At 45.1% G+C, this 24,610-nt stretch carries 17 protein-coding genes and 1 pseudogene; 6 read left to right on the forward strand and 12 right to left on the reverse strand.

Going from position 1 to position 24,610, the window contains the following annotated elements; translation table 11 throughout:
• Positions 1 to 126: 126 nt before the first annotated feature.
• The 3 genes and pseudogenes from SB847_RS18530 to SB847_RS18540 all read left to right on the forward strand — a co-directional run.
• On the forward strand, positions 127 to 2,130 hold the full coding sequence (locus SB847_RS18530) for a T7SS effector LXG polymorphic toxin (protein WP_410564926.1): 2,004 nt from the start codon (positions 127 to 129) through the stop codon (positions 2,128 to 2,130).
• Between the two features lie 4 nt (positions 2,131 to 2,134).
• Positions 2,135 to 2,605, forward strand: a complete 471-nt coding sequence (locus tag SB847_RS18535; RefSeq protein ID WP_410564928.1) for an antitoxin YezG family protein — start codon at positions 2,135 to 2,137, stop codon at positions 2,603 to 2,605.
• Positions 2,606 to 2,695: 90 nt separating this feature from the next.
• Positions 2,696 to 2,955 (forward strand): annotated as a pseudogene (locus tag SB847_RS18540) (TIGR01741 family protein); the annotation flags it as partial.
• A gap of 67 nt (positions 2,956 to 3,022) precedes the next feature.
• On the opposite strand, the gene SB847_RS18545 reads toward SB847_RS18540, so the two are convergent.
• The 6 genes from SB847_RS18545 to SB847_RS18570 all read right to left on the reverse strand — a co-directional run bounded on the left by SB847_RS18545 (position 3,023) and on the right by SB847_RS18570 (position 13,149).
• Positions 3,023 to 3,898 (reverse strand): ABC transporter permease, encoded by an 876-nt coding sequence (locus SB847_RS18545; protein WP_007609910.1) that lies wholly within the window; start codon positions 3,896 to 3,898, stop codon positions 3,023 to 3,025.
• Entirely contained in the window at positions 3,899 to 4,852 is a 954-nt protein-coding gene (locus SB847_RS18550; protein WP_410564932.1) for an ABC transporter ATP-binding protein, read from the reverse strand.
• 419 nt (positions 4,853 to 5,271) lie between these two features.
• On the reverse strand, positions 5,272 to 7,224 hold the full coding sequence (locus tag SB847_RS18555) for a DNA/RNA helicase domain-containing protein (RefSeq protein ID WP_410564935.1): 1,953 nt from the start codon (positions 7,222 to 7,224) through the stop codon (positions 5,272 to 5,274).
• A gap of 193 nt (positions 7,225 to 7,417) precedes the next feature.
• The gene (rlmD, locus tag SB847_RS18560) at positions 7,418 to 8,794 is read right to left on the reverse strand and encodes a 23S rRNA (uracil(1939)-C(5))-methyltransferase RlmD (RefSeq protein WP_410564938.1); all 1,377 of its coding nucleotides are present in this window, start codon (positions 8,792 to 8,794) and stop codon (positions 7,418 to 7,420) included.
• A 147-nt stretch (positions 8,795 to 8,941) separates the two neighbouring features.
• The gene (locus SB847_RS18565) at positions 8,942 to 9,853 is read right to left on the reverse strand and encodes a diacylglycerol kinase (protein ID WP_007609891.1); all 912 of its coding nucleotides are present in this window, start codon (positions 9,851 to 9,853) and stop codon (positions 8,942 to 8,944) included.
• 152 nt (positions 9,854 to 10,005) lie between these two features.
• Positions 10,006 to 13,149 carry an efflux RND transporter permease subunit gene (locus SB847_RS18570; RefSeq protein ID WP_014417121.1) on the reverse strand — a complete coding sequence of 1,048 codons (3,144 nt, stop codon included), beginning with the start codon at positions 13,147 to 13,149 and terminating at the stop codon, positions 10,006 to 10,008.
• 128 nt (positions 13,150 to 13,277) lie between these two features.
• On the opposite strand from SB847_RS18570, the gene SB847_RS18575 reads away from it, so the two are divergent.
• On the forward strand, positions 13,278 to 14,126 hold the full coding sequence (locus SB847_RS18575) for a TetR/AcrR family transcriptional regulator (RefSeq protein WP_410564945.1): 849 nt from the start codon (positions 13,278 to 13,280) through the stop codon (positions 14,124 to 14,126).
• A gap of 63 nt (positions 14,127 to 14,189) precedes the next feature.
• Here the strand turns inward: SB847_RS18575 and gatB are convergent, their stop codons facing one another.
• From gatB to gatC, 3 genes are read right to left on the reverse strand one after another with little or no spacing between them, the layout of a single operon-like run.
• Positions 14,190 to 15,620, reverse strand: a complete 1,431-nt coding sequence (gatB, locus tag SB847_RS18580; RefSeq protein WP_003155730.1) for an Asp-tRNA(Asn)/Glu-tRNA(Gln) amidotransferase subunit GatB — start codon at positions 15,618 to 15,620, stop codon at positions 14,190 to 14,192.
• Positions 15,621 to 15,633: 13 nt separating this feature from the next.
• Positions 15,634 to 17,091, reverse strand: coding sequence for an Asp-tRNA(Asn)/Glu-tRNA(Gln) amidotransferase subunit GatA (gene gatA, locus SB847_RS18585; protein WP_060674468.1), 1,458 nt, complete (start codon positions 17,089 to 17,091; stop codon positions 15,634 to 15,636).
• Positions 17,092 to 17,105: 14 nt separating this feature from the next.
• Positions 17,106 to 17,396: an Asp-tRNA(Asn)/Glu-tRNA(Gln) amidotransferase subunit GatC gene (gene gatC, locus SB847_RS18590; protein ID WP_003155732.1), complete on the reverse strand. Its 291-nt coding sequence runs from the start codon at positions 17,394 to 17,396 to the stop codon at positions 17,106 to 17,108.
• A 421-nt stretch (positions 17,397 to 17,817) separates the two neighbouring features.
• Between gatC and putP the strand changes: the two genes are divergently transcribed.
• Together putP and SB847_RS18600 are read left to right on the forward strand one after the other, a co-directional pair.
• Positions 17,818 to 19,296 (forward strand): sodium/proline symporter PutP, encoded by a 1,479-nt coding sequence (putP, locus tag SB847_RS18595; RefSeq protein WP_071391410.1) that lies wholly within the window; start codon positions 17,818 to 17,820, stop codon positions 19,294 to 19,296.
• Positions 19,297 to 19,416: 120 nt separating this feature from the next.
• Complete coding sequence (locus SB847_RS18600) at positions 19,417 to 20,109, forward strand: MgtC/SapB family protein (RefSeq protein ID WP_007609875.1); 693 nt, start codon at positions 19,417 to 19,419, stop codon at positions 20,107 to 20,109.
• 38 nt (positions 20,110 to 20,147) lie between these two features.
• On the opposite strand, the gene SB847_RS18605 is transcribed toward SB847_RS18600, so the two are convergent.
• From SB847_RS18605 to ligA, 3 genes are all read right to left on the reverse strand, one after another.
• Positions 20,148 to 21,143, reverse strand: coding sequence for a phosphotransferase enzyme family protein (locus tag SB847_RS18605; RefSeq protein WP_410564953.1), 996 nt, complete (start codon positions 21,141 to 21,143; stop codon positions 20,148 to 20,150).
• 236 nt (positions 21,144 to 21,379) lie between these two features.
• Positions 21,380 to 22,576, reverse strand: coding sequence for a CamS family sex pheromone protein (locus tag SB847_RS18610; RefSeq protein WP_007609871.1), 1,197 nt, complete (start codon positions 22,574 to 22,576; stop codon positions 21,380 to 21,382).
• A gap of 15 nt (positions 22,577 to 22,591) precedes the next feature.
• Positions 22,592 to 24,598: an NAD-dependent DNA ligase LigA gene (gene ligA, locus SB847_RS18615; RefSeq protein ID WP_410564957.1), complete on the reverse strand. Its 2,007-nt coding sequence runs from the start codon at positions 24,596 to 24,598 to the stop codon at positions 22,592 to 22,594.
• Positions 24,599 to 24,610: the final 12 nt, after the last annotated feature.

The following is a 24,610-nucleotide window of genomic DNA, read 5'->3' on the forward strand; positions in this document are numbered from 1 at the left end:
TCCCTTCATACAGGAAGGAAGTCGCAAGCCAAAAGATTCATTTTATTCTTATTACCTATTTCCTACACTGTATATCCTGACTCACGTGGTAAAATTTTGATATCGAACAAAAGAAAGGATATGGTCATGAAAGTTTTTGAAGCAAACAGCCTGCTGGCCGCCACCAAACAGCGCGCGAGTGAATATAAAGAACTGCGCGGTCAGATGGTCAATCTGAAAAAAGCGTTTCAAGGTATGGCTGATCTCGGTGACAATGATTTCTCCGGCCGGGGCGCAGACAACATCAAAGCTTTTTTCAAGGACCACGCCGGCGTCACAGACAGCTGGCTTGATCTGATCGATATGAAAATCGCATTTCTCACAAGCCTTCCCGGCAAGGTCGAAGATGCCGGACTTTCCAATTCGCATGTGGAGGAATCATTTCTGGAGCATGAGCTCACCCACGCCCTCAGTAAATCAAAGGCCATTATGGAAGGACAAAAAAAGGACATGCGCTCCATCCTCGGAGAGATCGATGACATTATCTCGCTCGAATTGTTTTCAACCGAAAGCACAGAACAGAAGCTTTCTTCAGCTGACAAAAAAAGAAGCGAAACGATACATAAACTCGGCAAGCTTGATCACGATCTAACGAAGGAATACGCAGAAACCGAAGCGAACGAACAGTTCATTCAAGCTGACTTCCAACAGCTCCAAAACGCCACAGGTAAAGGAAAAAACGCCACGCCGCTTCACTACAATGCCAAGGCGTACCGAGAAAGCGACATCCATAAGAAAAAAGGCGAGATTGCAAGACATTCGGATGCTTATTTGACGATTAAAAAGGAAGAAGCGAAAGAGCGGGAGATTGAAAAACTGAAAGAAAGACTGAAAAACTACGATTATGCGAATGCCGATGAATTCTACTCAATGGCCAAAACAATCGGCTATAAAAACCTGACAAAAGAACAGCAGCGCTACTTCACTCAAATTGAAAACACGCGTGAACTTACAGACGGTTTCAAAGGCGTTGCCGTCGGCCTTTATGATTCCGGAAAAGACGCGGTCACAGGCCTGTGGGATATGCTCACAGATCCGGGCGGAACGGTTGAAGCCATTACAGGAGCGGTGGCTCACCCGATCAAAACGTATGAAGCGATTTCAGCGGCAATCGAAGAATCGTACCAAAAAGACATGGTGAATGGCGACACCTACTCCAGAGCAAGATGGGTGTCATATGCAGTGGGCACCGTTGTGACATCAGTTGTCGGCACAAAAGGCGTCGGCGCCGTCTCAAAAACAGGCACAGCCGCCAAAGTGACAACCAAAGTCAAAACAGCAGCAAGCAAATCCGCCACAGCACAAAAAGCGATAACGGTCTCAAAACAAACCGTTGATCACATCAAACAAAAAGTAAACACAGGCATTGAAGTATCAAAAAAACGTGTCAAAACCAAGCTAAATCAAATTGGAGATCTCACCCTGGCTGATATTCTCCCGTATCATCCGCGTCATGACTTAGTGCCGGCGGGCGTTCCTTACAACGCAGTCAACGGGGTCACACTTAAAGAAGGACTTCAGAAATTCGCCAAGGTCATCCTGCCGAAACCGTACGGAACCTCCGCAAGCGGCAGACGGACACCGGCACCGCATGTACCGCCGGTAACGGTTAAATACGGCGAGCATTTTGCGAAATGGACCAGAAAGAAAGTATTGAAGCCGAATGTCATCTACAAAACAAAAGAAGGCTACACGTACACGACTGACAACTATGGTAGAATTACAAGTGTCAAAGCAGACTTGCAGCTGGGAGAAGCAAAACGCAACCAATATGCACAGTCAAAAGCAGGTAAACCAGACCGCCTGACAGATGACGACGGAGGCCACCTAATCGCCACCCAATTCAAAGGCTCAGGCCAATTCGACAATATCGTGCCGATGAATTCTCAGATTAATAGGAGCGGCGGCAGATGGTATGAAATGGAGCAAGAATGGGCAAAGGCTCTTAAAGAAGAACCTCCTAAAAGAGTTAATGTTAACATAGAATCTCTATATAAAGGTGACTCTTTAAGACCTACAAAATTCATAATCGAATATACGATTGGCAATAAAACAAAATTCGTGACAATAAAAAACCAAGCTGGAGGTTAAACCTATGGAAACTGAGAAAATGGGACAGTTATATCAACAAATAGCAGAACAGCTTAATGAAATGATTCCATCTGAATGGACAAAAATCATTCTTTATGCGGAAATATTAGATGACTCATCAGAAGTTTACTTTTTCTTCAATACACCACAAAGTGAAGAGAATATCTATTCTCATGATATACCGAAACAATTCGATGTTAGTAAAAAAATATACGTGAGTTTATTAATTGAACTTCAAGAGTTATTCGAGGAGTTAAGAGAAGAATTTAAAGCAAACAACCAAGATATTTGGACCAATTTAACGCTTAAACTAGAGAATACTGGAAAATTCTCAATAGACTACGATTACACCGATGTCATCGCCTCAGACTTAAACGGAACACAACGGCAAGTGGTATGGGAATATCAAAACTTGGGGATTTTGCCTGAAGATGAGGACGACAAAGAATTTGTAATAAACTACTTCGGTCTATAAATCATTAATGCTCAGCACTTCTTTTCTGGGCTATTTTTTATAACTAGGATTTCTCGACAATTGAAGGCAAAAAGGTTGGAAACTAAAAAAATGCAAGATTTGTATCAGCTTATTAGTAAGAAATTAAATGACATCATACCTTGTGAATGGGCAAAAATGTATCTTTATGCAGAAATATTAGATGACTCTACCATGGTTCTCTATCACTTCAAGACACCAAACGTCAACTGATTCATTCGCAAGATATACCAGCCCGATACAGTGTAAATAAAGATATCTTCAACACTTTTTTAAGAGAAATCCGAGAACTCTTTGAGGAATTAAGAATTGAGCACAAAAAGAATAATGATAAACAAAACAGGCAGCATCCAGTAAACGGATGCTGCCTGTTACATCGTTATGTATCGTCTGAAGAGGTCATTTATTTTGTTTTTTAAATATGAAAATAGATATGACGGTAAATATGATGGCTGTAATAACAATGATCCACAAGCTTGCTGCCGTACTGATAAAATGGCCGTTTAACTTGTAGACGATCCCGTAATGCTTTTCATATTCCTGTATTTGGTCCGCAGAGGCATGTTTAAATACTTTATCAACTGAGTCTGTCATAAACGCTTTTCTGAACAGAACGGCGGTGTGGCTGATAGGGAAGTACATAATAATCTTCTGCACAAACACCGGTACGCCGCCGATCGGCACATATACTCCGCATAAAAAACCGATGGCTGTTCCGACAATCGTACTTAACGTCGAAAATGCATTTTGTGTGTGAATAAACAGCGTTAAAAATAAATTTATGGAACTTGACAGTGCAACTGAAAGAATAATGATCCCCAATACTTCAAGTATATCTGTTCCGCTTAAAAGCTTGCTGCCTGTTGAAACGAGAAAAATTTCACAGCCTAAAAAGGCGATGAAAGAAAAGATCAAGCCGATGACAAATGAATGAATGACATAGCTCAATTGGATGGTCGCCCTTGATAAAGGAGCTGTTAAAAAGTCATACGTTCTCTTGCTTTCTTTATCTTTCACCATAATTCCGAAAGCGCCTAAAGTCGTTGTCACAGCTGTAATGGACAGCAATCCCGCCACCATCCATTCGTTCACCATTGCTTTGGAATCATCTGTCGAACCGACCAAGGCCTTAATGGCGTCCAGCTGTGTCTGCTGTAAGAACACGGCATATAACAGAATGACGATAAATACTGACAGCAAAGAAAGTAGCAAAAGCGTTCGATCACGGAAGTATATTTTTATATTTCTGCTGATTAAACTGGATAAAGACTTCATTTATGCAATGCTCCCCTTTACTGGCAAACTGCTTCCTTGTTCTTCGATAATGTGGATAAACACATCATCCATATTCCCTTTAATCACCTCGAAAGATTCAATTTTTCCTTCAAGACCTTTCAAAATGTCAAACGCTTGGAGAGTGGACTCTACACGAAGGGAATAAATAGAGTTTTTAACCGTAAAATCCAGTTGTTTATTTTCAAACCATGCAGTCGGATCAACGCCTTGCTTAAACATCATATGCAGACTGTCAAACGCATATTGATCTTTCAGCTGACTCGGTGTACCCTCTGCGATCAGACGTCCTTCTTTGATGACCACAACGTTATCAGCCACAGCGGCCTCCTTCATGTAATGGGTCGTTAAAAAGATCGTCATGTTTGTTTCTTCTTGCAGCCTTTTAATCGCATTCCAAACAAATACTCTCGTTTGCGGATCAAGACCTGTAGTAGGCTCATCTAAAAATAATATAGTCGGTTTATGGATGATGGCACGGGCAATATCAGCTCTTCTTCTTTGTCCGCCTGACAAATCGCTGTATTTTTTCTCCTTAATATCATCCAATTTTAAATAGTCTGTTACAAACTGATAGTTCTCTTGCACTTGTGCCTTGCTTAAATGATAATATTGTCCGCGGTTCATGATATTTTCATAAACGGTCAATCGTTCATCCAAAATGCTCTCTTGGAAGACAACTCCGATCTTTTTGCGGATATGATTATTCTCTTTCCCCTCACCAAGCGTATAACCGTCTATTACCACTTTTCCGGATGTCTTTTTAATCAGCGTACAGAGAATATCGATAGTGGTCGATTTCCCTGCACCGTTCGTTCCCAGAAATGCAAACAGCTCGCCGCGTTTGACAGAAAAGGATACTCCTTTCACTGCTTCAAATGATCCATATTTTTTGCGCAGATCCGTTACTGTAATAATGTCTTGTTCTTCTCCCATTCTGTTCACCTCGAAAAGTAAGATTCTATACCGTTGTTCACTAACTTTATATCGTCATTCCCGCCAGGATTTTCCTCATTTTTATCCAACTTTATTATCTTTTTATAAATAATTATCTTTATTATGAAGATATACGCACATAAAAAGGCTTCTTAAAAGAAGCCTTTTATCGTTTTACGTTAATATTATGCTTTCATTCCCCAAGTCATTAACAATCGCCACTTTATTAAGGAGCTTTGTAAGGATCTCCTACACAAATAGATTTTTCTTTTCCTGCAAAAACGGTAGAAATTTAGTCGCATTTCGTTAAAAAGCCTTTAACAGTTATCACAAAATCTTGCCTCCCTGCTTTTTAAATGTGCAAGATCATAGCGTGATGTTTTTCCCAATTCCGTTTTAATAAATAATTAAAAAAGGTTTCATTTGTGCTTATATGTGGCTTTTTCTTCAGCAACTGATGAAGACTTAAAGAACTCATTCTCTTTGTAATTCATTTGCATATGTTTCAGCCTTTTAAAAAAGTAATTTTCTAATTGTTTGTCTATACAATAAATAAAACAGCCTTTTTGTCCCCGGGTCATCAAAGTTCTGTATGTGTTGCGAATAATTTCGTCTGCAAGCTTCTCAGCTTCTTCTGAATTTTGCTTTAGCATTTTCTTCAAACCACGTAAGGAGGTATCTGTTTTCGCCCGCTTTGAATGATCAGTCAATACTACTCCATCCCTGCACACTAGATCATTTCCTATAATTACACCTACATAATCAAATTCCAAACCTTGGCATGTGTGTATACAACCTATTTCATTAATAGAATCTTCGTCAATTGCCCACGTGTCTGAGTTATTTAAATTCCAACTCATTCCGAATTGATATTCAGGAATCTCGATATCATGAAATTCTGTTTTAGCTTTTCCTTCCTTCACCCAATCCCAACAGTAACCAGCAACTATTCGAGCTTTATTATTAACTCTATTCAGATCTTCTATCTGTTTACGCAATTCATTTGGATTTCTATATATACGAAAATCGTAGTTCATTCCAATATAATTAGAATTCGCAGTTTCCCGAATTTGAAGAACATCATCTAACCAGCTTATATAAACATCTGAACCATTGCAACGAAACTGTGAATCCAGTTTCATATTTGTAACCTGAGCATCTAATTCTTTTGAGAATTTAAGGATTGTATCAGTGCTACCAATATCTTTTAACGTTACTCTTTGATGTTCATCTATGAAAAAAACAGAAAGTTTGGAAGCATTTATTATTTCCTTAATTTGATTTTCCCCAAGGTTATTAAATAAACCGGATTTCTCATTTAATCGATGCGCCTCATCAACAATTAAAACGTCAAATTCACCTGATGGAGCATTGACATAACTGCCCGATCCTTTAAATAAATTATCAATGTGCCCTTTCCGAAAGTTTTGTTTTAACTTAGTAGCATATATATTTCTGGGAGCAGCATTTTTTGTTACATATTGTGCAACGAGACTTCGGTTTGTTGCTTCTACTAATAAATTTACAGCAAGAACAGATTTTCCTGTACCTGGCCCGCCTTCTACAACTAAAACTTGTTTAGTGTTTGTACGTAATGCCTCATTCGCCAAATGTAAAGCCGTCTCATACACGACTTTTTGATTATCAATCATCATAAACTCTCGATTACCTTGAAGCATACTGTTTAACGAATCTTGAAGAGACTTTGAAGGCCGTATTCTTCCTTTATCTATTGTATATAGGATTTCTTTGTTGTCTCCATATTTAATATACTTTTTAATGAAATCACGAAGCTTACCTGAATCACCTTTGATAAAAACAGGAGCTTCTTTTATATAATATTCATATATTGAATCAGTTAATGGATCGTCTGTACCCTGATTCAAGTAGTTATGTAAGTATGTACAAGGATATAGCTTGATATCTTCTTTTTGCGCATTTTCATTGTAATCCTTTATTAACGAAGCGTATGACCAGGCTTGATAAGATGGATGGGTTGTTTCGCGAATTCCTTTATTTATAAACGTTTTAACGATGGCCTCTTTACTATCAATTTTCTCTACTTTCTCCCATTGTTTAAGTTCCACAATCACAATAGATGAACGATCATCCTTATCTGATCCAGATATAAGAAAATCAATACGCTTTGAAGTATGGGGTATTTTGAACTCAATAGCAATTCCTGCGTCCTTAGGAATTTCTCTATCACTTAATACCCTATACATATACTGCATAGAGTTATCCCAAGATCTAACCTCTCTCTCATTGATTTTGCCAATCTTATCATTATAGTTTTTACAGATATTCATCACCAACTTATCGTCAAACACATCACTTAAAAACTCTTCTTTTGTAGCTTCATAAACTATCATTGTTTCACCTTTTCATTAACTTTTTGCGTTATCTCTATAAATTCGCCGCTCAAAATAACTAAATTGAGCTATATTGAGAATACCATTTTTCTTCAAATTAATCTGTTTTAATATAACCTTTGTAATTAATAATTAAAAAGGATTCTTCACATATTAATATAAAAAGCAGCGTTCTCAAAAAGAGAACACTGCTTTATTTCAATACGAGCTTTGCCACACACTCCACATGATTCGTATGCGGGAACATATCCACAGGCTGCACTTCGAGCGTCTGATACCCGCCATCCTCAAGCACCCGCAGGTCTCTTGCAAGCGTTCCTGGATTGCAGGACACGTACACCACCCGCTTCGGTTTCATCTCAATGATCGTCCGCAGGAGGGCTTCGTCGCAGCCTTTTCTTGGCGGGTCGACGACGAGGGTGTCGGCCGTGATGCCTTCTTCGTACCACTTTGGAATGACGGTTTCTGCTTCTCCGACCGCGAATTCCGCGTTTGTGATGCCGTTCAGCTCAGCGTTGCGTTTTGCATCCTCGATGGCTTCCGGCACGATTTCGACGCCGTATACTTTTTTCGCCTGCTTCGCCAGAAATAGAGAAATGGTTCCGATGCCGCAGTAGGCGTCGATGACGGTTTCTTCCCCTTGAAGCTCCGCGTACTCAAGCGCTTTGTCGTAGAGCACTTTTGTTTGCTCTGGGTTGACCTGATAGAATGATCTGGCAGAGATGGCGAATTTGACGTCTCCGATGAGGTCGTAGATGTATTCTTCGCCCCAGATGACGTTTGTTTCGTTCCCAAAGATCACGTTTGTTTTGTTTGGGTTGATGTTCTGCACGATGGATTTCACGTGCGGGAATTGCGCCGTAATGTCTTCGATGATCTTCGCTTTGTGCGGGAAATCGCTTGTTCTTGTGATGAAGACGATCATCATTTCGCCCGTGACGACGCCGTATCTGACCATAATGTGACGGAGCCAGCCTTTATGGCGTTCTTCGTTGTAAGCTTTGACACCGTATGCTGCGCAAATGTCTTTGACGGCTTGGACGGCTTCGTCGTTTTTGGATTGCTGGATCAGGCAGGCGCTCATGTCGATGATGTCATGGCTTCTTTGCTGATAGAATCCGGCGACGAGTCCGCCTTCTCTTTCACCGACAGGCACCTGTGCTTTGTTTCTGTAGTTCCACGGGTCTTCCATGCCGAGCGTCGGGTGCACGGTGACATTGGACAGATCCAGCTTGCCGATCCGTTCTAAGACGTCTTTGACTTGTTTCTGTTTAAACAAGAGCTGGCCTTCATAGGTCATGTGCTGAAGCTGGCAGCCTCCGCATTGCTTGTAGATCGGACACGGGGCATCCGTTCTGTGCGGGCTTTCTTCTTTCAGTTCAATCAAGCGGCCGAAAGCGAAGCCTTTTTTGACGCGTGTCACTTTGATTTGCGCTTTTTCCTCAGGCAGGGCATTCGGCACGAAGATCGGGAATCCCTCAACCTTTGCGACGCCCGCTCCTTCGTGCGTCAAATCCTCAAATGTCACGTCATAGTATTCATTTTTTTCTATCGGGGGTTTCATTTTCATCTATAATCACCTCTAGTTTTACCAATAGCCTTGTTTCAGCGTGCTGGCAAACCTTCAAATTCAATGTCAGCCTTCAAAGGTTTCCGATCACGCTGAAAAGATGACAAAATCCTAAAACGAATACTGTTTTAGGATTTTGTCCGCGTATTAGTCATCCAGCTGTTCCGCTTTCTCCTTCGGCATGATGACGTGAATATGCCGGTACAGATTCACGAATTCGCCCGGCAGCATGCCGCCGTATTCGCCGTCCAGGTTCAGCTGCATCTTTTCTGATACATTGACTTTCACACGGTTCGCTTTTGTGTAAATAATGTGCTGATCGTTAATATGATCGCCTCTGAGCGCCATGCTCGCGACTCTGATAAACTCCGCGAGATTGGCTTTTTTCAAAATAATTAAATCAAACATGCCGTCATTCAGGCTTGAATCAGGGGCCAGCTTCTCGAATCCGCCGACCGAGTTGGTCAGCGTCACTAAAAACAGCATAATTTCGCCTTGAAACAGCTTGCCGTCATATTCAATCTCGACTTCTGTCGGTCGAAGTGAAGGCAGCATTTCCATTCCCTTTAAATAATAAGCAAGCTGGCCGAGCATCGTTTTCAGTTTGCTTGGCACATCATACGTCAGCTCCGTCAGACGGCCTCCGCCGGCGATGTTGATAAAGTACTGACCGTTCACCTGTCCGATGTCGATCGGGCGGGCCACGCCGTTAATGACGGTATCAGCGGCATTCAGTATATTCTCTCTCGGAATGCCCAGCGCTCTGGCGAAGTCATTTGTCGTGCCGACCGGAATGATGCCGAGTGTCGGGCGTTTGTCTAACGGCGCAAGACCGTTGACGACTTCATTAATCGTTCCGTCTCCGCCGGCAGCGATAATCAGGTCAAACTCCCGCAAAGCGGCTTCTGTTGCGGCGTGGGTGGCATCCCCCGCGCATGTGGTGGCATGGGTGGAGGTTTCATAACCGGCTTGTTCAAATTTTTGCAGGACCTGGGCAAGATTTTTCTTAAAAAGCTCCCGTCCTGAAGTCGGATTGTATATTATGCGTGCACGTTTCATTATCTCATCATCCTACTTAAGAGTATCCGATCCATTATTAACACTAACAACCTTTAATTATACTATGACTTGAGAAAATCGCAACAATATGTACAGGAATTGCCAGAAGAAAAAAGGCCCCGGCTCCGTTTAAGGAGCCAAGGCCCGCTGTCTTACTCTTCTTCCGTTCCAGGTTTTTTCTTACGGAATTTCGCCAATACTTCATATACGATCGGCACAATCAGAAGGGTAAGCAGAGTCGAACTGATTAAACCGCCGATAACGGTGACACCGAGTCCTTTAGAAATGACCTGGCTGCCGCCTTCGAAGCCCAATGCCAATGGAAGCAGGGCGCCGATTGTCGCGATCGCCGTCATCAGAATCGGACGCAATCTCGTAGAGCCGGCTTCCAGGAGCGCTTCTCTCGTCGATAAGCCTTCCGCTTCTTTATGGATGACGCGGTCAATTAAGACAATCGCGTTTGTGACGACGATTCCGATCAGCATCAGCATACCGATCATGGCATTCAGACTGATCGTCTCTCCGGATACATACAGGCCGGCTAATGCGCCGATGACTGTAAACGGAAGCGAGAACAGAATCGCAAACGGCGCTAATGCTCCGCCGAACGTGATCACAAGAACGAGGTATACGATGGCGATTGCGGCAAGCATCGCTAAGCCGAGTTTCGTAAAGGAATCAGCAATATCCGCTGATACACCGCCGGTATCAATGGATACATTGTCCGGCTTATCCAGTTTGTCAACTTTCTTTTGAACGGCTGATGACACCTTCGTGACGTTGTCAGAAGTGACGGTTGCCGTTACGTCAGCGTACACTTTGCCGTCGCGTTTGGAAATGGTATCGGATGTCGTGCCGTTTTTCACTTTCGCCACATCGCCGATTTTAACTTCTTGGCCTGCAGGCGATGTGATGGTTTTATCCTCTAATTCTTTTACACTCTTATACTGGTCTTTTTCTGTTTTGATGTTGACGTCAAGCTCTTTGCCGTCCTTTTTCACCGTTGTCAAAGGAGACTGTGACGTTTGGGACATCAGGGCTTGGGAGATTTGCGAAGCCGTCAGGCCCTGCTTGCTGAGTTTCTCCTGGTCAGCGGTGAACGTGTACTCATCATATGTGCTGGAAAGGCCTGAGTTGATGTCTTTCAGATCCTTCTGCTTTTTCATGATGCCTTCGATGTCTTTGACCGTGCCTTTAATATCAGACTCTGAATCTCCGTACACATAGTACGTTAATTCGTTGTTGTTGCCTGACGAACTGAAATTTTGGGATTTCCATTCGCCGCGGCTGGATGTTTTTTTGATTTCTTTTAAGACATTGTCTTTTTCTTTGTCAAAATCAGGCGTGTCATCCTCGTATTTCACGTAGAACAATGCGCCGTTTGAGCTTCCGCCGAGCGGACTTTGCGAGCCTAAAGAATACTGAACGGTATCGACATGTTTGCGTTTAAGCAGCATGTCTTCCGCTTTTTGCGCAGCTTTTTCAGCTTCGCTTTTCGTTTCGCCCGGTTCAGGCGTGTATGTGAGCTGCATCGTTTTGTCCGCTTGCGCAGGCAGGTAGCTCGCGCCGATCAGAGGTACGAGGAACAAACTGCCGACAAGCATCAGAACCGCGATGATAGATGTAATCCATTTATGTCTTAATGACCAATTCAGCACTTTTTTATAGAAATTGGCCAATCTGCCCGGCTTATGCTCTTTCGCTTTAACAGGCGCGCCTGTGAGCGATTTTTTGAATAAGCTGTGCGCAAGCATCGGCACCAGTGTGATCGAAATCAACAGCGATGCGGCAAGCGCGAAGACGATTGTTAATGCAAACGGCATAAACAGTTCGCCGATCTGTCCGCCGACCATGGCAAGCGGCAGGAATACGGCAATGGTTACGATCGTTGATGACATGATCGGTTTAAACATTTCTTTCGTCGCTTCACGCACCAATTGCTTCCCGCGTAAAGGTTCATCTTTCAGCCTCATGCGGCGGTAAATGTTTTCGATCACGACAATCGAGTCGTCGACTACCCGTCCGATGGCGACCGTCATTGCACCGAGCGTCATTATGTTCAATGTGACATCAAGCTGATTCAGCACAAGAAGCGCAATCAGCAGTGACAGCGGGATGGAAATGATAGAAATCATCGTTGATTTAATATCTCTTAAGAATAAGAGAATGATCACGACCGCAAAAATCGCGCCGAAAATCGCTTTGCTCAACATCGTATCCACCGACTCTGTAATCGGCTCTGCCATATCAAGGGTCGAGCTGTACTTGAACCCTTTGTGGTCTTTTTTGTATTGATTCAGTTCATCTTTAATCGCATCGGCCACTTCAACCGTGTTGGCGTCATTGGCTTTTACGATATTAATTCCGATGCTGTCCTTTCCGTTCGTGCGGGAAATGGATTCAGCTTTTTTCACATCTTTAATGTCGGCAATGTCAGAAAGCTTGACTGTCGGCACTCCTGCTGCCGCGCTTTGCTGTGCCTGCTGCATAGCCTGAGCGTCCGCCGCAGATGCCGCACCGGCTCCGCCCGCTTGACCTTGAGCGGCAGAAGAAGATGTGACCGGAATTCTCATATCTTTCAGATCTTTAATTGACGTAATATTTCCGTTAACGACAACTGATTTTTCTTTGTTGCCGAATGTGTACAATCCAAGCGGCGTATTGACGTCAGAGCCTTGGATCACTTTCTTGACGGTATCTTCATCAAGTCCGTACTCTTTCATTTTTTTGTCTTTGAAAGAGAATTCCACCTGCTCTTCCTGCTGTCCGGAAACTTGCACGGACGCAACGCCCTGAATGCCTTCAAGCTTAGGAACGAGAGTGTTTTCCACATTTTTGGTCAGGTCTTCAAGCGAGCTTTTGCCGCTTGTCACACTGAGCGTCAAAATCGGGAAAGAGTTGAGGCTGTAACGGGAAATGTCAGGTTTTTTCGCGTCGTCAGGAAGGCTGACACTGTCCAGCGCTTCAGCGACTTCGGTTTTCGCCTTGTCCATATCCTTGCTGTAATCATATTCAATCATAACCGATGAGACGTTTTCAGAGGATGTGGACGTTACGACGCTCACTCCTTCTAAATTCTGGACCGCCTGCTCGATCGGTTTTGTCACGTCATCCGCAACTTGACTCGGAGCAGCTCCGGGATAAGTCGTATTTACTGAAAGGTAAGGCATGTTGACGTCCGGTATGGATTCCTGCTTCATATTCATACCGGCATACAGCCCTGCTACAGTAACGATAATCGTCATCAGCCAAACTGCGAATTTGTTCTTCAGTACAAAGTTAATAATGTGGTTCATCATGTCCTCCGTTAATTTTTATTGACTGACTGGTCATTCTATATAATACTAAACGGTATAACTCAACATCGTCAACTAATAAGGCAGTAAATTTTTCTAAATTTTTCAGGATTAAGGGGAAGCACGTCATGAACGAAAAAAAAGAGAAAATCATAAAAACAGGCATCCATTTATTTGCCAAAAAAGGGTTTTCTTCAACAACCATTCAGGAAATCGCCGGTGAATGCGGAATTTCAAAAGGAGCCTTCTATCTCCATTTCAAATCAAAAGAAGACCTTTTGCTGTCAGCATGTGAGTATTACATCGGCATGTCTATGGAAGAAATAAAGAAAATCAAAACAGAACACCAGCATAAACCGCCTAAGGACGTATTCCGAAAACAAATCGCTTATCAATTCCAGGAATTTATGGAGCACAAGGACTTTATCATTCTCTTGCTGAGTGAAAAGGTCATTCCTGAAAATCAAAAGGTCAAGCAGTATTTTCATGAGGCCAATATTCAATTTAACATGCTGTATCGGGATGCGTTGCTCTCCGTTTACGGAGATGCCGTCACACCGTTTTTAGCGGACGCGTCCGTTATGGCGAAAGGAATTGTGAGCTCCTATATTCATTTCTTGATTTTTAATGAACATACGGCATTCCGGACGGAAAACGTGGCGGCCTTTCTGATTGCCAGAATCGATGATCTGATTACGGGACTGATAAAAGACAACCCCGATCCGCTGCTGCCTGAGGATATCTTCACTCAGCCCGCGGCGGACAGAGAAAGACTGCTTGCGGATATTCAAAAGATAAAAGCACAGCAGGGACTGCCTGAGGACGTCCTCGTATCGCTTGAAGTCATTGAAGAGGAATGCGCAAAGGAAGAGCCGCGAAAACCGATTATTAAAGGAATGCTGTCCAACTTGGCAGGCAGCGGAAATGAACAGATTGAAACGCTGCGGGCTTCCATTGAAACCTATTTCAGCTTATAAAAAAAAGAGACCGGCGCTTACCGGTCTCCGTGTCAGCAGCGCCCTTAGAGGCGGCTGCTTTTTTTATCGTTTTTTGATTTCTTCAAGTAAGATCTTGTTGACCATCGGCGGGTTGGCCTGTCCTTTTGAGGCTTTCATAATCTGCCCGACAAGGAAGCCGATCGCGCGGTCTTTTCCGTTTTTGAAGTCTTCAATTGACTGCGGGTTGCTGTCAAGCGCATCTGTTACCAGCTTCAGAAGCACGCTTTCGTCAGAAATCTGGACGAGGCCTTTTTCTTTGACGATTTTTTCTGCGTCGCCGCCTTTTTCAATTAATTCTTTAAAGACTTTCTTCGCGATTTTGGACGAGATGGTTCCTTTTTCAATCAGCTTAATCATGCCGGCAAGGCCTTCAGGAGTCAGCGCGACATCCTCAAGCTCTTTTTGTTCGGCGTTCAGGTAAGCTGAGACTTCACCCATCAGCCAGTTTGATGCCTGCTTGGCTTCTGCGCCTTTATTGACCGTTTCTTCGAAGAAATCAGCCATTTCTTTCGTCAGCGTCAGAACCATTGCGTCATAAGCAGGCAGACCGAGCTCTTCGATATAACGCTTGCGGCGCTCGTCCGGAAGCTCAGGAATGGTTGCTCTTACGCGTTCTTTCCATTCGTCATCAATGTAGAGTTCGACTAGGTCAGGCTCAGGGAAATAACGATAGTCGTCAGAACCTTCTTTGACACGCATCAAAATGGTTTTTTTCGTCGCTTCATCATAGCGGCGCGTCTCCTGCTGAATGACTCCGCCTGACAGAAGCACCTGCTCTTGGCGTTTTTCTTCATGCTCAAGTCCTTTTTGCACGAACGCGAAGGAGTTCAGGTTTTTCAGCTCCGTTTTTGTGCCGAATTTCTCCTGGCCGATCGGACGGAGGGAAATGTTGGCGTCACAGCGCAGTGAACCTTCTTCCATTTTACAGTCGGAAACGCCTGTGTATTGGATAATTGATTTCAGCTTTTCGAGATATGCGTAAGCTTCCTCCGGTGTGCGGATATCCGGCTCAGATACAATCTCGACAAGCGGCGTGCCCTGACGGTTGAAGTCAACGAGGGAATAGCCGTCGCCCGTATGCGTCAGTTTTCCCGCATCTTCTTCAAGGTGAAGACGGGTAATGCCGATTTTTTTCGTTTTTCCGCCGACTTCGATTTCGATCCAGCCGTTTTCGCCGATCGGCTTGTCAAATTGAGAAATTTGATATGCCTTCGGGTTGTCCGGGTAGAAATAGTTTTTCCGGTCAAACTTCGTATCCGTTGCGATTTCGCAGTTCAAAGCCATTGCGGCTTTCATCGCGAATTCGACCGCTTCTTTGTTCAAAACGGGCAGCACGCCGGGATAGCCGAGGTCGATGACGCTCGTTTGGGTATTCGCTTCCGCGCCGAATGGCGTCGGTGAGCTTGAGAAAATTTTAGATTTTGTTTTTAATTCCACATGGACTTCAAGTCCGATTACCGTTTCAAAGTTCACTTCATTTCACCCCTTACAGTTCAGGTTTCGCTTTATGATGATCTGTTGCCTGCTCAAAAGCATGAGCGACGCGGTATACAGTGCCTTCATCGAAGTGTTTTCCGATGATTTGCAGTCCGAGCGGCAGTCCGTCCGCAAATCCGCACGGCACGCTGATTCCCGGCACACCCGCGAGGTTGACAGGAATCGTTAAAATATCGTTGGCGTACATTGTGAGCGGATCGCTGGTTTTTTCGCCTATTTTGAATGCCGGTGTCGGCGTTGTCGGTCCGACGATGACATCGTATTTCTCAAATACGTCTTCAAAATCTTTCTTAATAAGCGTGCGCACTTTTTGCGCTTTTTTGTAATACGCGTCATAGTAGCCGGAGCTGAGCGCGAAGGTGCCGAGCATGATGCGGCGCTTCACTTCATTGCCGAATCCTTCAGAGCGTGTCTGTTTATAAAGGTCGATCAGGTTGTCCGCATTGTCTGAGCGGTAGCCGTAGCGGATGCCGTCAAAGCGCGCAAGGTTTGCAGACGCTTCGGAAGAAGACAGCAGATAATACGTCGCAAGCGCGTATTTGCTGTGCGGCAGAGATACTTCTTCCCATGTCGCTCCGAGATCTTCAAGCACTTTTAAAGCGGCTAAAACCGATTCTTTCGCTTCTTTGCCGACGCCTTCTCCGAGATATTCTTTCGGTACGGCGATTTTTAAGCCTTTAATATCGCCAGTTAATGAAGAAAGAAAGTCCGGCACTTCAACATTGGCGCTCGTAGAGTCCATTTTGTCCGGCCCTGAAATCGCCTGAAGCAGGAATGCGTTATCTTCTACGTTTCTTGTGATCGGTCCGATCTGGTCTAATGAAGAAGCAAAAGCGACCAAACCGTAACGTGACACGCGTCCGTATGTAGGCTTTAATCCGACGACGCCGCAGAAAGAAGCCGGCTGGCGGATGGAGCCGCCCGTATCAGATCCGAGTGAAAACGGCACTTCGCCCGCGGCAACCGCAGCTGCGGAACCGCCGCTTGATCCGCCGGGAACCGTATCGAGATTCCAAGGGTTTTTCGTCGCTTTGTACGCGGAGTTTTCAGTAGAAGAACCCATCGCGAACTCGTCCATATTCAGCTTTCCGATCGTGATGGCTTCAGCAGCTTGAAGGCGCTCCACGACCGTCGCATCGTAAATCGGATCGAAGTTTTCGAGGATTTTGCTTGAGCATGTTGTGCGAAGCCCTTTGGTCACGATGTTGTCTTTGACGCCGATCGGCATTCCGAAGAGAAGACCGTGTTCAGACCGTCCGTCAACCGCTTCGTCAAGTTCTTTCGCGTAAGCGCGGGCTCTTTCTTCATCAAGCTGTAAAAACGCCTGCACCTTATCATCCACGGATGCGATCCGTTTGTAAGATTCATCGACAAGATCGGAAATCTTGATTTCTTTTTTATGTATCATTTGTTTCAGTTCTGTGATTTTGTGATCAAATAATGACATACTGTCTCCCTCCTTTAATCCAGAATAGATGGCACACGGACATAGCCGTCTTTATGATCGGGAGCATTTTTCATGACATCCTCGACCGGAAGGCCTTTACCCGCTTCATCTTCTCTCATTACGTTTTTCATTTTCAGCACGTGTGTTGTCGGTTCCACGTTATCCGTGTCCACTTCATTAAGCTCCTCGGCAAACGATATAATGCTGTCAAGCTGTTCTGTGAACATTTCAGCTTCTTCATCCGTAATGGCGAGTCTCGCCAAATGAGCGACATGCTTTACTTCTTCTATAGAAATTCGTGACATAAGATCCACCTCCGCATAATTCTCCGTTTCGTCATATAATACTGATCATATCAAAAACGAGCCCTCTAAAGCAACAAAACGCCGCCTTCTGAGGCATGATGAAACCCTCTCTATTTTATCCTAAATCGGGGAGAAAGAGAAACGAATTATATGTCAGAAAATTTTTACTTTTATAATCTATTGGTAGCGTTTTCATCTCTAAGCTGTTCTATGTTGGCGGGGATTTTTTCCTTGAGTGGGCCAGGTTTCGAGAGTTGATTGATCGGGGATACTTTGTTAGGTTTAGTAACCATAGCCAGCACTAAATCATGCGATCCGCATGGAATGATGACTAAAGGCTGGATCGCCGGCGCATATTCCGGCACTACTAATCTACAGAGGTGATGCAACATTTACATGAAAGAAGAGAGGGACCAAAAACGTGAGTATTGAACTAATTATATCTCTTGGCATTTACTTTGCTGCCATGCTGTTAATCGGCTGGTACGCATTCAGGAAGACAACGAATATTAATGATTACATGCTGGGCGGAAGAGGACTCGGCCCGTTCGTAACGGCGCTGTCCGCAGGTGCGGCGGATATGAGCGCGTGGATGCTGATGGGAGTTCCCGGCGCAATGTTCGCAACGGGGTTATCGACCTTATGGCTGGCGCTCGGTTTGACGATCGGCGCGTATTCAAATTATCTGCTGCTTGCTCCGAGGCTGCGCGCTTACACGGAAGTTGCGGATGATGCGATTACGATTCCCGATTTTTTCGATAAACGGTTCCGCCACTCGTCATCATTGCTGAAAATTGTTTCCGCCGTGATTATTATGATCTTTTTCACACTGTACACATCGTCCGGGATGGTATCCGGAGGCAGGTTATTTGAATCGGCATTCGGCGCCGACTACAAATTCGGTTTGTTTTTAACGGCCGGTGTTGTTGTGCTTTACACGCTGTTTGGCGGTTTCCTCGCTGTCAGTCTGACTGACTTTGTGCAGGGAGCGATCATGTTTGCGGCATTAGTGCTTGTGCCGATCGTTGCTTTTACCCAGCTCGGGAGCGTTTCAACGACGATTGATTCGATCAACGCCGTTAACCCGAAACTATTGGATATCTTTAAAGGCGCGAGCGTCATTAGCATTATTTCTTATTTGGCATGGGGACTCGGCTATTACGGCCAGCCTCATATCATCGTACGATTTATGGCGATTAAAGAAGTGAAAGATTTAAAACCCGCCCGCAGAATCGGGATGAGCTGGATGGTTATTTCAGTTATCGGTTCATTGCTGACCGGGATTATCGGAGTTGCGTATTCTCATCACTTCGGAGTCTCCGTAAAAGATCCGGAAACGATTTTCATTATTTTTTCTAAAATCTTGTTCCATCCGCTGATTACGGGCTTCTTGCTGTCCGCGATTTTAGCGGCGATCATGAGTTCCATTTCCTCACAGCTTCTCGTAACGGCAAGCGCCATTACGGAAGATTTATACCGCGCCTTTTTCAGACGGGAAGCGAGCGATAAAGAATTGGTCATGACCGGACGCCTGTCGGTATTGATCGTAGCCGTTATCGCCATCCTGCTTTCCATGAATCCGAACAGCACCATTCTTGACCTGGTCGGATATGCGTGGGCAGGCTTCGGTTCGGCTATCGGACCGGCGCTCTTGCTCAGTCTGTACTGGAAACGGATGAATGAATGGGGAGCGCTTGCGGCGATGATTACCGGGGCCGCGGCCGTTTTAATCTGGATCACCACAGGGCTTGCCGCTTCAACCGGCGTATACGAAATCATTCCGGGGTTCTTCCTCAGTCTGATTGCCGGTATTGCCGTCAGCCTGCTGACCAAAAAACCGGCCGATGCTTCTTATCAGCTGTTCAGCCGGATGGAAGCTCTTTTGAAAAACAAGAAATAGACACAAAGCCGTCAGATTTTATCCCTGACGGCTTTTTTCTTCCGCACTTGTCCTGCTATAAATACTGTGAGAAAATCATATCAATTTATTATAAGAAAAATTGCGGAGGTGCTGTGCAAATTGAGCTGGCCTATCGAACCAGACATTTTATTAAAGCTGGGCATTGCCACGCTGATCGGCATGATCATCGGTCTTGAACGCGAGCTGAAAAACAAACCGCTCGGACTGAAAACCTGTATCGTCATCGCCGTCAGCTCCTGTATGCTGACGATCGTCAGCATTAATGCGGCATATCATTTCCCAAAATATTACCGTATCATGATGGATCCGCTCCGCCTCCCCGCCCAAATCATTTCCGGCGTCGGTTTTATCGGCGCGGGCGTGATCCTGCGTAAAAGCAATGACGTCATATCCGGCCTGACGACATCGGCCATCATCTGGGGCGCAGCCGGGCTCGGTCTGGCTACAGGCGCCGGCTTTTATAAAGAGGCGTTCGCAAGCCTCTTGTTTATCCTGATCAGTGTCGAATTTCTTCCGTGGCTGATCAGAAAAATCGGTCCCAACCGCTTGAAGGAAAAGGATATCCGCGTGAGAATGTCTCTTTCCGATAAAGACAAAATGACCGAGATTCTAAAAGAAATGAAAAGCAAACGGCTCCGCATTCACTCCGTCCGGATTGATGATCTGCGCGAAAAAGAATTTCCGATTATGGAAGTGAAAGTCAGTGTTCACAAAAACCGCTACACCACTGACGTCTATTATGATATTAAAGAAATTCAGGGTGTCGTCGGAGTGAAGTGTGATACGCTATAAAAAAAACGCCGGGCTGGATTCAGCCGGCGTTTTTCTATTTATACGAATGCAGAAAAGTTATACTCCGTAATCGGGGTTTCATTTTCGATATCGCGCCTGAAGGCTTTCAGCATCTCAAGTTCCTCGTCCCCGAGTGAATTGAGGTCAAACGCCTGATGCAATAATCCGTAGATCAGCATATGGCGCAGCCGGAGAAAATCCGGGATGTGTTCAAGCCAGGCGGGGTCAAGGTCATTTTCTTCCCTGTAGCCTTTCATAAAGTGTGTCATGAACTCACCCGTAAACGCGGCCTTGTCTTCATACGGGATGACCGGATACCACAATATGTTGTACAGCAGAATACTGATATCATTCACAAACCAATTGTAGCCGATATCATCAAAATCAAATGCCGTGATTTTTCCGTTGTCCCAATTGAAATTACCGTGGTGCAGATCGGCGTGCACAAGGCCGTAGTTTTCAGGATTCTTCGGCAAACGGCGCAGTTTTTCCATTAGAGCATCCGCCCGCTCAAATACGAGATGCTGATCTGCGGGCACGTATTTTCTCAGCTTCAGCTGCTCCTCTTCATCCCATTCCTGCCTTTTATATGCCGGGTCGCTCAGACGGTAGCTTTTTGTCAGCCGGTGCATGTTCCCCGTGTATTTTCCAAGCTGGTAAAACAGAGTTCCGTTCCAGTCTGATTCCTCCACTTTGCGTCCGGGCGCTTTTTCATAGACTCTTACTAAAAACGCTCCGCCTTTTCCATCCGGCACTTCTTCGACATCTTTGCCATTTAATGAAGGAATCGGCTTTGCTGCTGAAAGCCCTCCCTTTGCCAGATGATGAAGCCATTCCATTTCTCCGAGAATATATTCCGGTGTTCTTCTGATCGTATGCGTAATTTTTAAGATATACGGTTCATTATCTTTCACAATTTCATATACGTAGTTCTCTGCGTCCGCGATAAATTGAAACGTAGTAAATCCGTATATTTCACCGGCCTCAGCCAGCACCTTATCTTCCTCAAAAATCGCTTTAATATCTTTATGCATGCTGATTCACCCTTTTCATAACGTTTGTAGGCGGTGTGTGTACTCAGCAAATGTCATTCATCAACATTCCTGCCCTTCTTTTTTCACAGCAGATTCGTAACATCCGCTTAGAAACGAAATGTGTTTTCCTGTTAATTCCTAATTATACAAATATCTTAACACACCTCATTCCTCTCTCCAACGATATTCACAATAAAAAACCCTTGCTCATACAGAAATGAACAAGGGCATCTTGGTTAATCGTAAATATGGACGGTCGGTTCTTTGTCACCCGCATTGCGGACGATCAGCGCTTCCTGGCCGTCAGACGAGGTAATGTTAATTTCGACATCAACCGAGCCTTTTGAATAATAATCCATCAGCTCACCTGTTAAGTATTGGGTAAAGGCGATAACTTCGCTTTTCCCGTAAAATTGCATCGGGATTTCAATCTTCATTTTTCTCATTTCATCGTTTTCGTACATTGCCGTTCCGACGACTCCGGTGTAATTCGGGAAGTAGCTGTCGATGGCGTTTTTGAAGCGTTTAAACACTTCGGAATCATCAGGGTATTTCTTTGCCGTGTCTGTATCCGCCGGATAGAAGACGTACTTTTCTTTGACATCATCCCAGTTTGAAATGGTGGATGAGCCGGCCTTGACTTCTGTTTTCGCAATGTAATTCCCCGGTACGATTGATGTTTTCGGCGCTTGTTTATAAAGGGCGACGGTAATCGGCACATTTTTCAGGTTATCCATTTTCCGAAGGCGGTTAACGACTTCCTGGGCGATTTCTTCACCGTGGCTGCGGATCGTTTTGTCGCTGAGCTCCACTTCCTGCTGCGGATCACCTGTGTTTTCGCGGTAATAGTATACAGAGTTGAGAGCGAGACCGATCATGACACCGCCAAGCTGGATGGAATTTTTATCTTTTCTTACTAAGTAATCCTGTTCAAGCATGGACGCTAAGTAAATCGGGCTGTTTTCATTTTTCTCTTTTGCCGATCCCGAGCTTGGCAGCACAGGGTTTAAGCCGAGATTCTGAAAATTGGCATCTGCCTTTTTCGCCTTTTTCAGATCACTGCCCTCTTTTTTGCGGTCAAGCCAGCTGAGTACCGTGTCCTCATCTAAATACTGGCCTTCCTGATACAAATAGTCATCCGTCGGGAACGTGTCTTGAGCGAGCCGCATCAGACCCGTCTCGAATTCATCGATGTCCAGCCTCGTGTTCAGCCGGTCCGCGGTCAGGCCGCGCGCTTTTCCGGCCTTAAACGGAAGCACCATTTTATAGTAGGAATCAGAGATATTATATTTCGGTATGATCGCTTTTTCAGAAGACTTTGCCGTTTTCTGCGTGATCTCTTCCTCTTTGTTCCCCCCGAAACTCGGCGAACAGGCCGACAGCATGAGTACTGCCGCCGTTGCCGTCGCCGCCAATGCCAACATCTTTTTCAATAGAAAACACTCCTCTTATTTCTTTAGCTCTCCCAATAGCTGTGCTTCATTCCATACTTCAATGTTTAATTCCTGCGCTTTTGTCAGCTTGCTTCCGGCCGCTTCTCCGGCAATCAGCAAGTCTGTTTTTTTGCTGACAGATCCCGTCAGCTTTCCGCCGAGCGCTTCAATCTGCGCCTTGGCTTCATTTCTGGACAGCTCTTCAAGCTTTCCGGTTAACACGATGGTTTTGCCGGCAAAATAAGAGTCGCTGTCCGCCGCTTTTACTTTTTTCGGGCCTTTGTAGAGTGTGTTCACACCGAGTTCCTCAAGTTCATTCAAAAGCTCAAGCATTTCTTCTTTGCGGAAATAGGTGACAACGGCGTCGGCCATCTTTTCGCCGATTTCATCTACCGCAAGCAGCTCTTCTTCCGTGGCTTGTTTCAGATTTTCCAGGCTTTCAAAATGCATGGCGAGTGTTTTGGCCGCTTTTGAGCCGATAAAACGGATGCCGAGACCGAACAGCAGGCGTTCCAGCGAATTCTCTTTTGACTTTTGGATGGAGCTGATCAGATTGTCAGTTGATTTTTCCCCCATCCGCTCAAGCCGGATAACCTGTTCTTTTGTCAGCTTATACAAATCAGCGACATTACGGACGAGATGTTCACGGAAAAGCTGTGTGATGACACGTTCTCCGAGCCCGTCAATATTCATCGCGTTGCGTGAGACAAAGTGAATCAGGCCTTCTCTGATCTGCGCCGGACATTCCGGATTGATGCAGCGCAGCGCGACTTCCCCTTCAATGCGGACAAGTTCGCTTTCGCACTCAGGGCAGCTGGTCGGCATATTGAATTCTTTTTCTTCTCCGGTCCGCTGTTCAATTAAGACATTGACGACCTCAGGGATGATGTCGCCCGCTTTTTTGACGACCACTTTATCGAGAATGCGGATATCCTTCTCTTTAATTAAATCTTCGTTATGAAGGGATGCTCTTGAGACCGTCGTTCCCGCGACTTTTACCGGTTCCAGAACGGCGGTCGGCGTAATGACGCCCGTTCTTCCGACATTCAGTTCGATATCGAGAAGTTTTGTCACGACCTCTTCCGCCGGGAATTTATAAGCAATCGCCCAGCGCGGGCTTTTTGCCGTATACCCGAGCTCTTCCTGCTGGTCGAGCGAATCGACTTTGATGACGATTCCGTCAATTTCATACGGGAGGTCGGTCCGCTTTGCCTGCAGCTCTTCGATCATTTCAATGACTTCATCTATCGTGGCGCATTTTTTCCGTTCCTGGTTTGTTTTAAAACCGAGCTCATCCAGAAAATCCAGGCCCTGACTCTGTGTTTCCACACCCATCTCGTCAAGCTCCGCTATACTGTAGACGAAGATGTCAAGATTTCGTTTCGCTGCAATTTTCGGATCAAGCTGTCTGAGTGAACCCGCAGCCGCGTTCCGGGGATTGGCGAACGGCTCCTCTTCATGTTTCAGCCGTTCTTCATTGAGCGCTTCAAATGACTGTTTCGGCATGTACGCCTCTCCGCGCACTTCTATGGAAAGATTCCGTTTCATTTTCAGCGGAATGTTGCGGATCGTTTTTAAGTTTTCCGTGATATCTTCGCCCGTCGTTCCGTCTCCTCTTGTCGCGCCTCTGACGAAATAGCCGTCTTCATAACGGAGAGAAACAGCAAGACCGTCTATTTTCAGCTCCACATTATAAGCGACGCCGTCACCGACAGCCTGACGGACGCGGCGGTCAAAATCGCGGAGATCATCATCGTTAAATGCGTTGCCGAGACTGAGCATCGGCGTGCCGTGCTGCACCTTTTGAAACGATTCAAGCACTGCTCCCCCGACCCGCTGTGTGGGCGAATCAGGCGTTCTGAGCTCCGGGTGCTCTTCCTCTATGGCAATCAGCTCCTGCATCAGTCTGTCGTACTCGGAATCCGGCACGCTCGGTTCATCTAAGGTGTAATATTCATAACTGTACTGATCGATGGTGCGGCGCAATTCTTCTGCCCGGTGTTTCGCTGTTTCTTTGTCCATCATGTTCTTCCT

Source organism: Bacillus sp. SIMBA_026, assembly GCF_046535335.1.
GTDB classification, from domain to species: domain Bacteria; phylum Bacillota; class Bacilli; order Bacillales; family Bacillaceae; genus Bacillus; species Bacillus velezensis.

Coding starts and splice junctions, on each gene's coding strand:
- SB847_RS18530 (WP_410564926.1), top strand. CDS start 127: ATGAAAGTTTTTGAAGCAAACAGCCTGCTGGCCGCCACCAAACAGCGC.
- SB847_RS18535 (WP_410564928.1), top strand. CDS start 2,135: ATGGAAACTGAGAAAATGGGACAGTTATATCAACAAATAGCAGAACAG.
- SB847_RS18545 (WP_007609910.1), bottom strand. CDS start 3,898: ATGAAGTCTTTATCCAGTTTAATCAGCAGAAATATAAAAATATACTTC.
- SB847_RS18550 (WP_410564932.1), bottom strand. CDS start 4,852: ATGGGAGAAGAACAAGACATTATTACAGTAACGGATCTGCGCAAAAAA.
- SB847_RS18555 (WP_410564935.1), bottom strand. CDS start 7,224: ATGATAGTTTATGAAGCTACAAAAGAAGAGTTTTTAAGTGATGTGTTT.
- rlmD (WP_410564938.1), bottom strand. CDS start 8,794: ATGAAAATGAAACCCCCGATAGAAAAAAATGAATACTATGACGTGACA.
- SB847_RS18565 (WP_007609891.1), bottom strand. CDS start 9,853: ATGAAACGTGCACGCATAATATACAATCCGACTTCAGGACGGGAGCTT.
- SB847_RS18570 (WP_014417121.1), bottom strand. CDS start 13,149: ATGAACCACATTATTAACTTTGTACTGAAGAACAAATTCGCAGTTTGG.
- SB847_RS18575 (WP_410564945.1), top strand. CDS start 13,278: ATGAACGAAAAAAAAGAGAAAATCATAAAAACAGGCATCCATTTATTT.
- gatA (WP_060674468.1), bottom strand. CDS start 17,091: ATGTCATTATTTGATCACAAAATCACAGAACTGAAACAAATGATACAT.
- gatC (WP_003155732.1), bottom strand. CDS start 17,396: ATGTCACGAATTTCTATAGAAGAAGTAAAGCATGTCGCTCATTTGGCG.
- SB847_RS18605 (WP_410564953.1), bottom strand. CDS start 21,143: ATGCATAAAGATATTAAAGCGATTTTTGAGGAAGATAAGGTGCTGGCT.
- ligA (WP_410564957.1), bottom strand. CDS start 24,598: ATGGACAAAGAAACAGCGAAACACCGGGCAGAAGAATTGCGCCGCACC.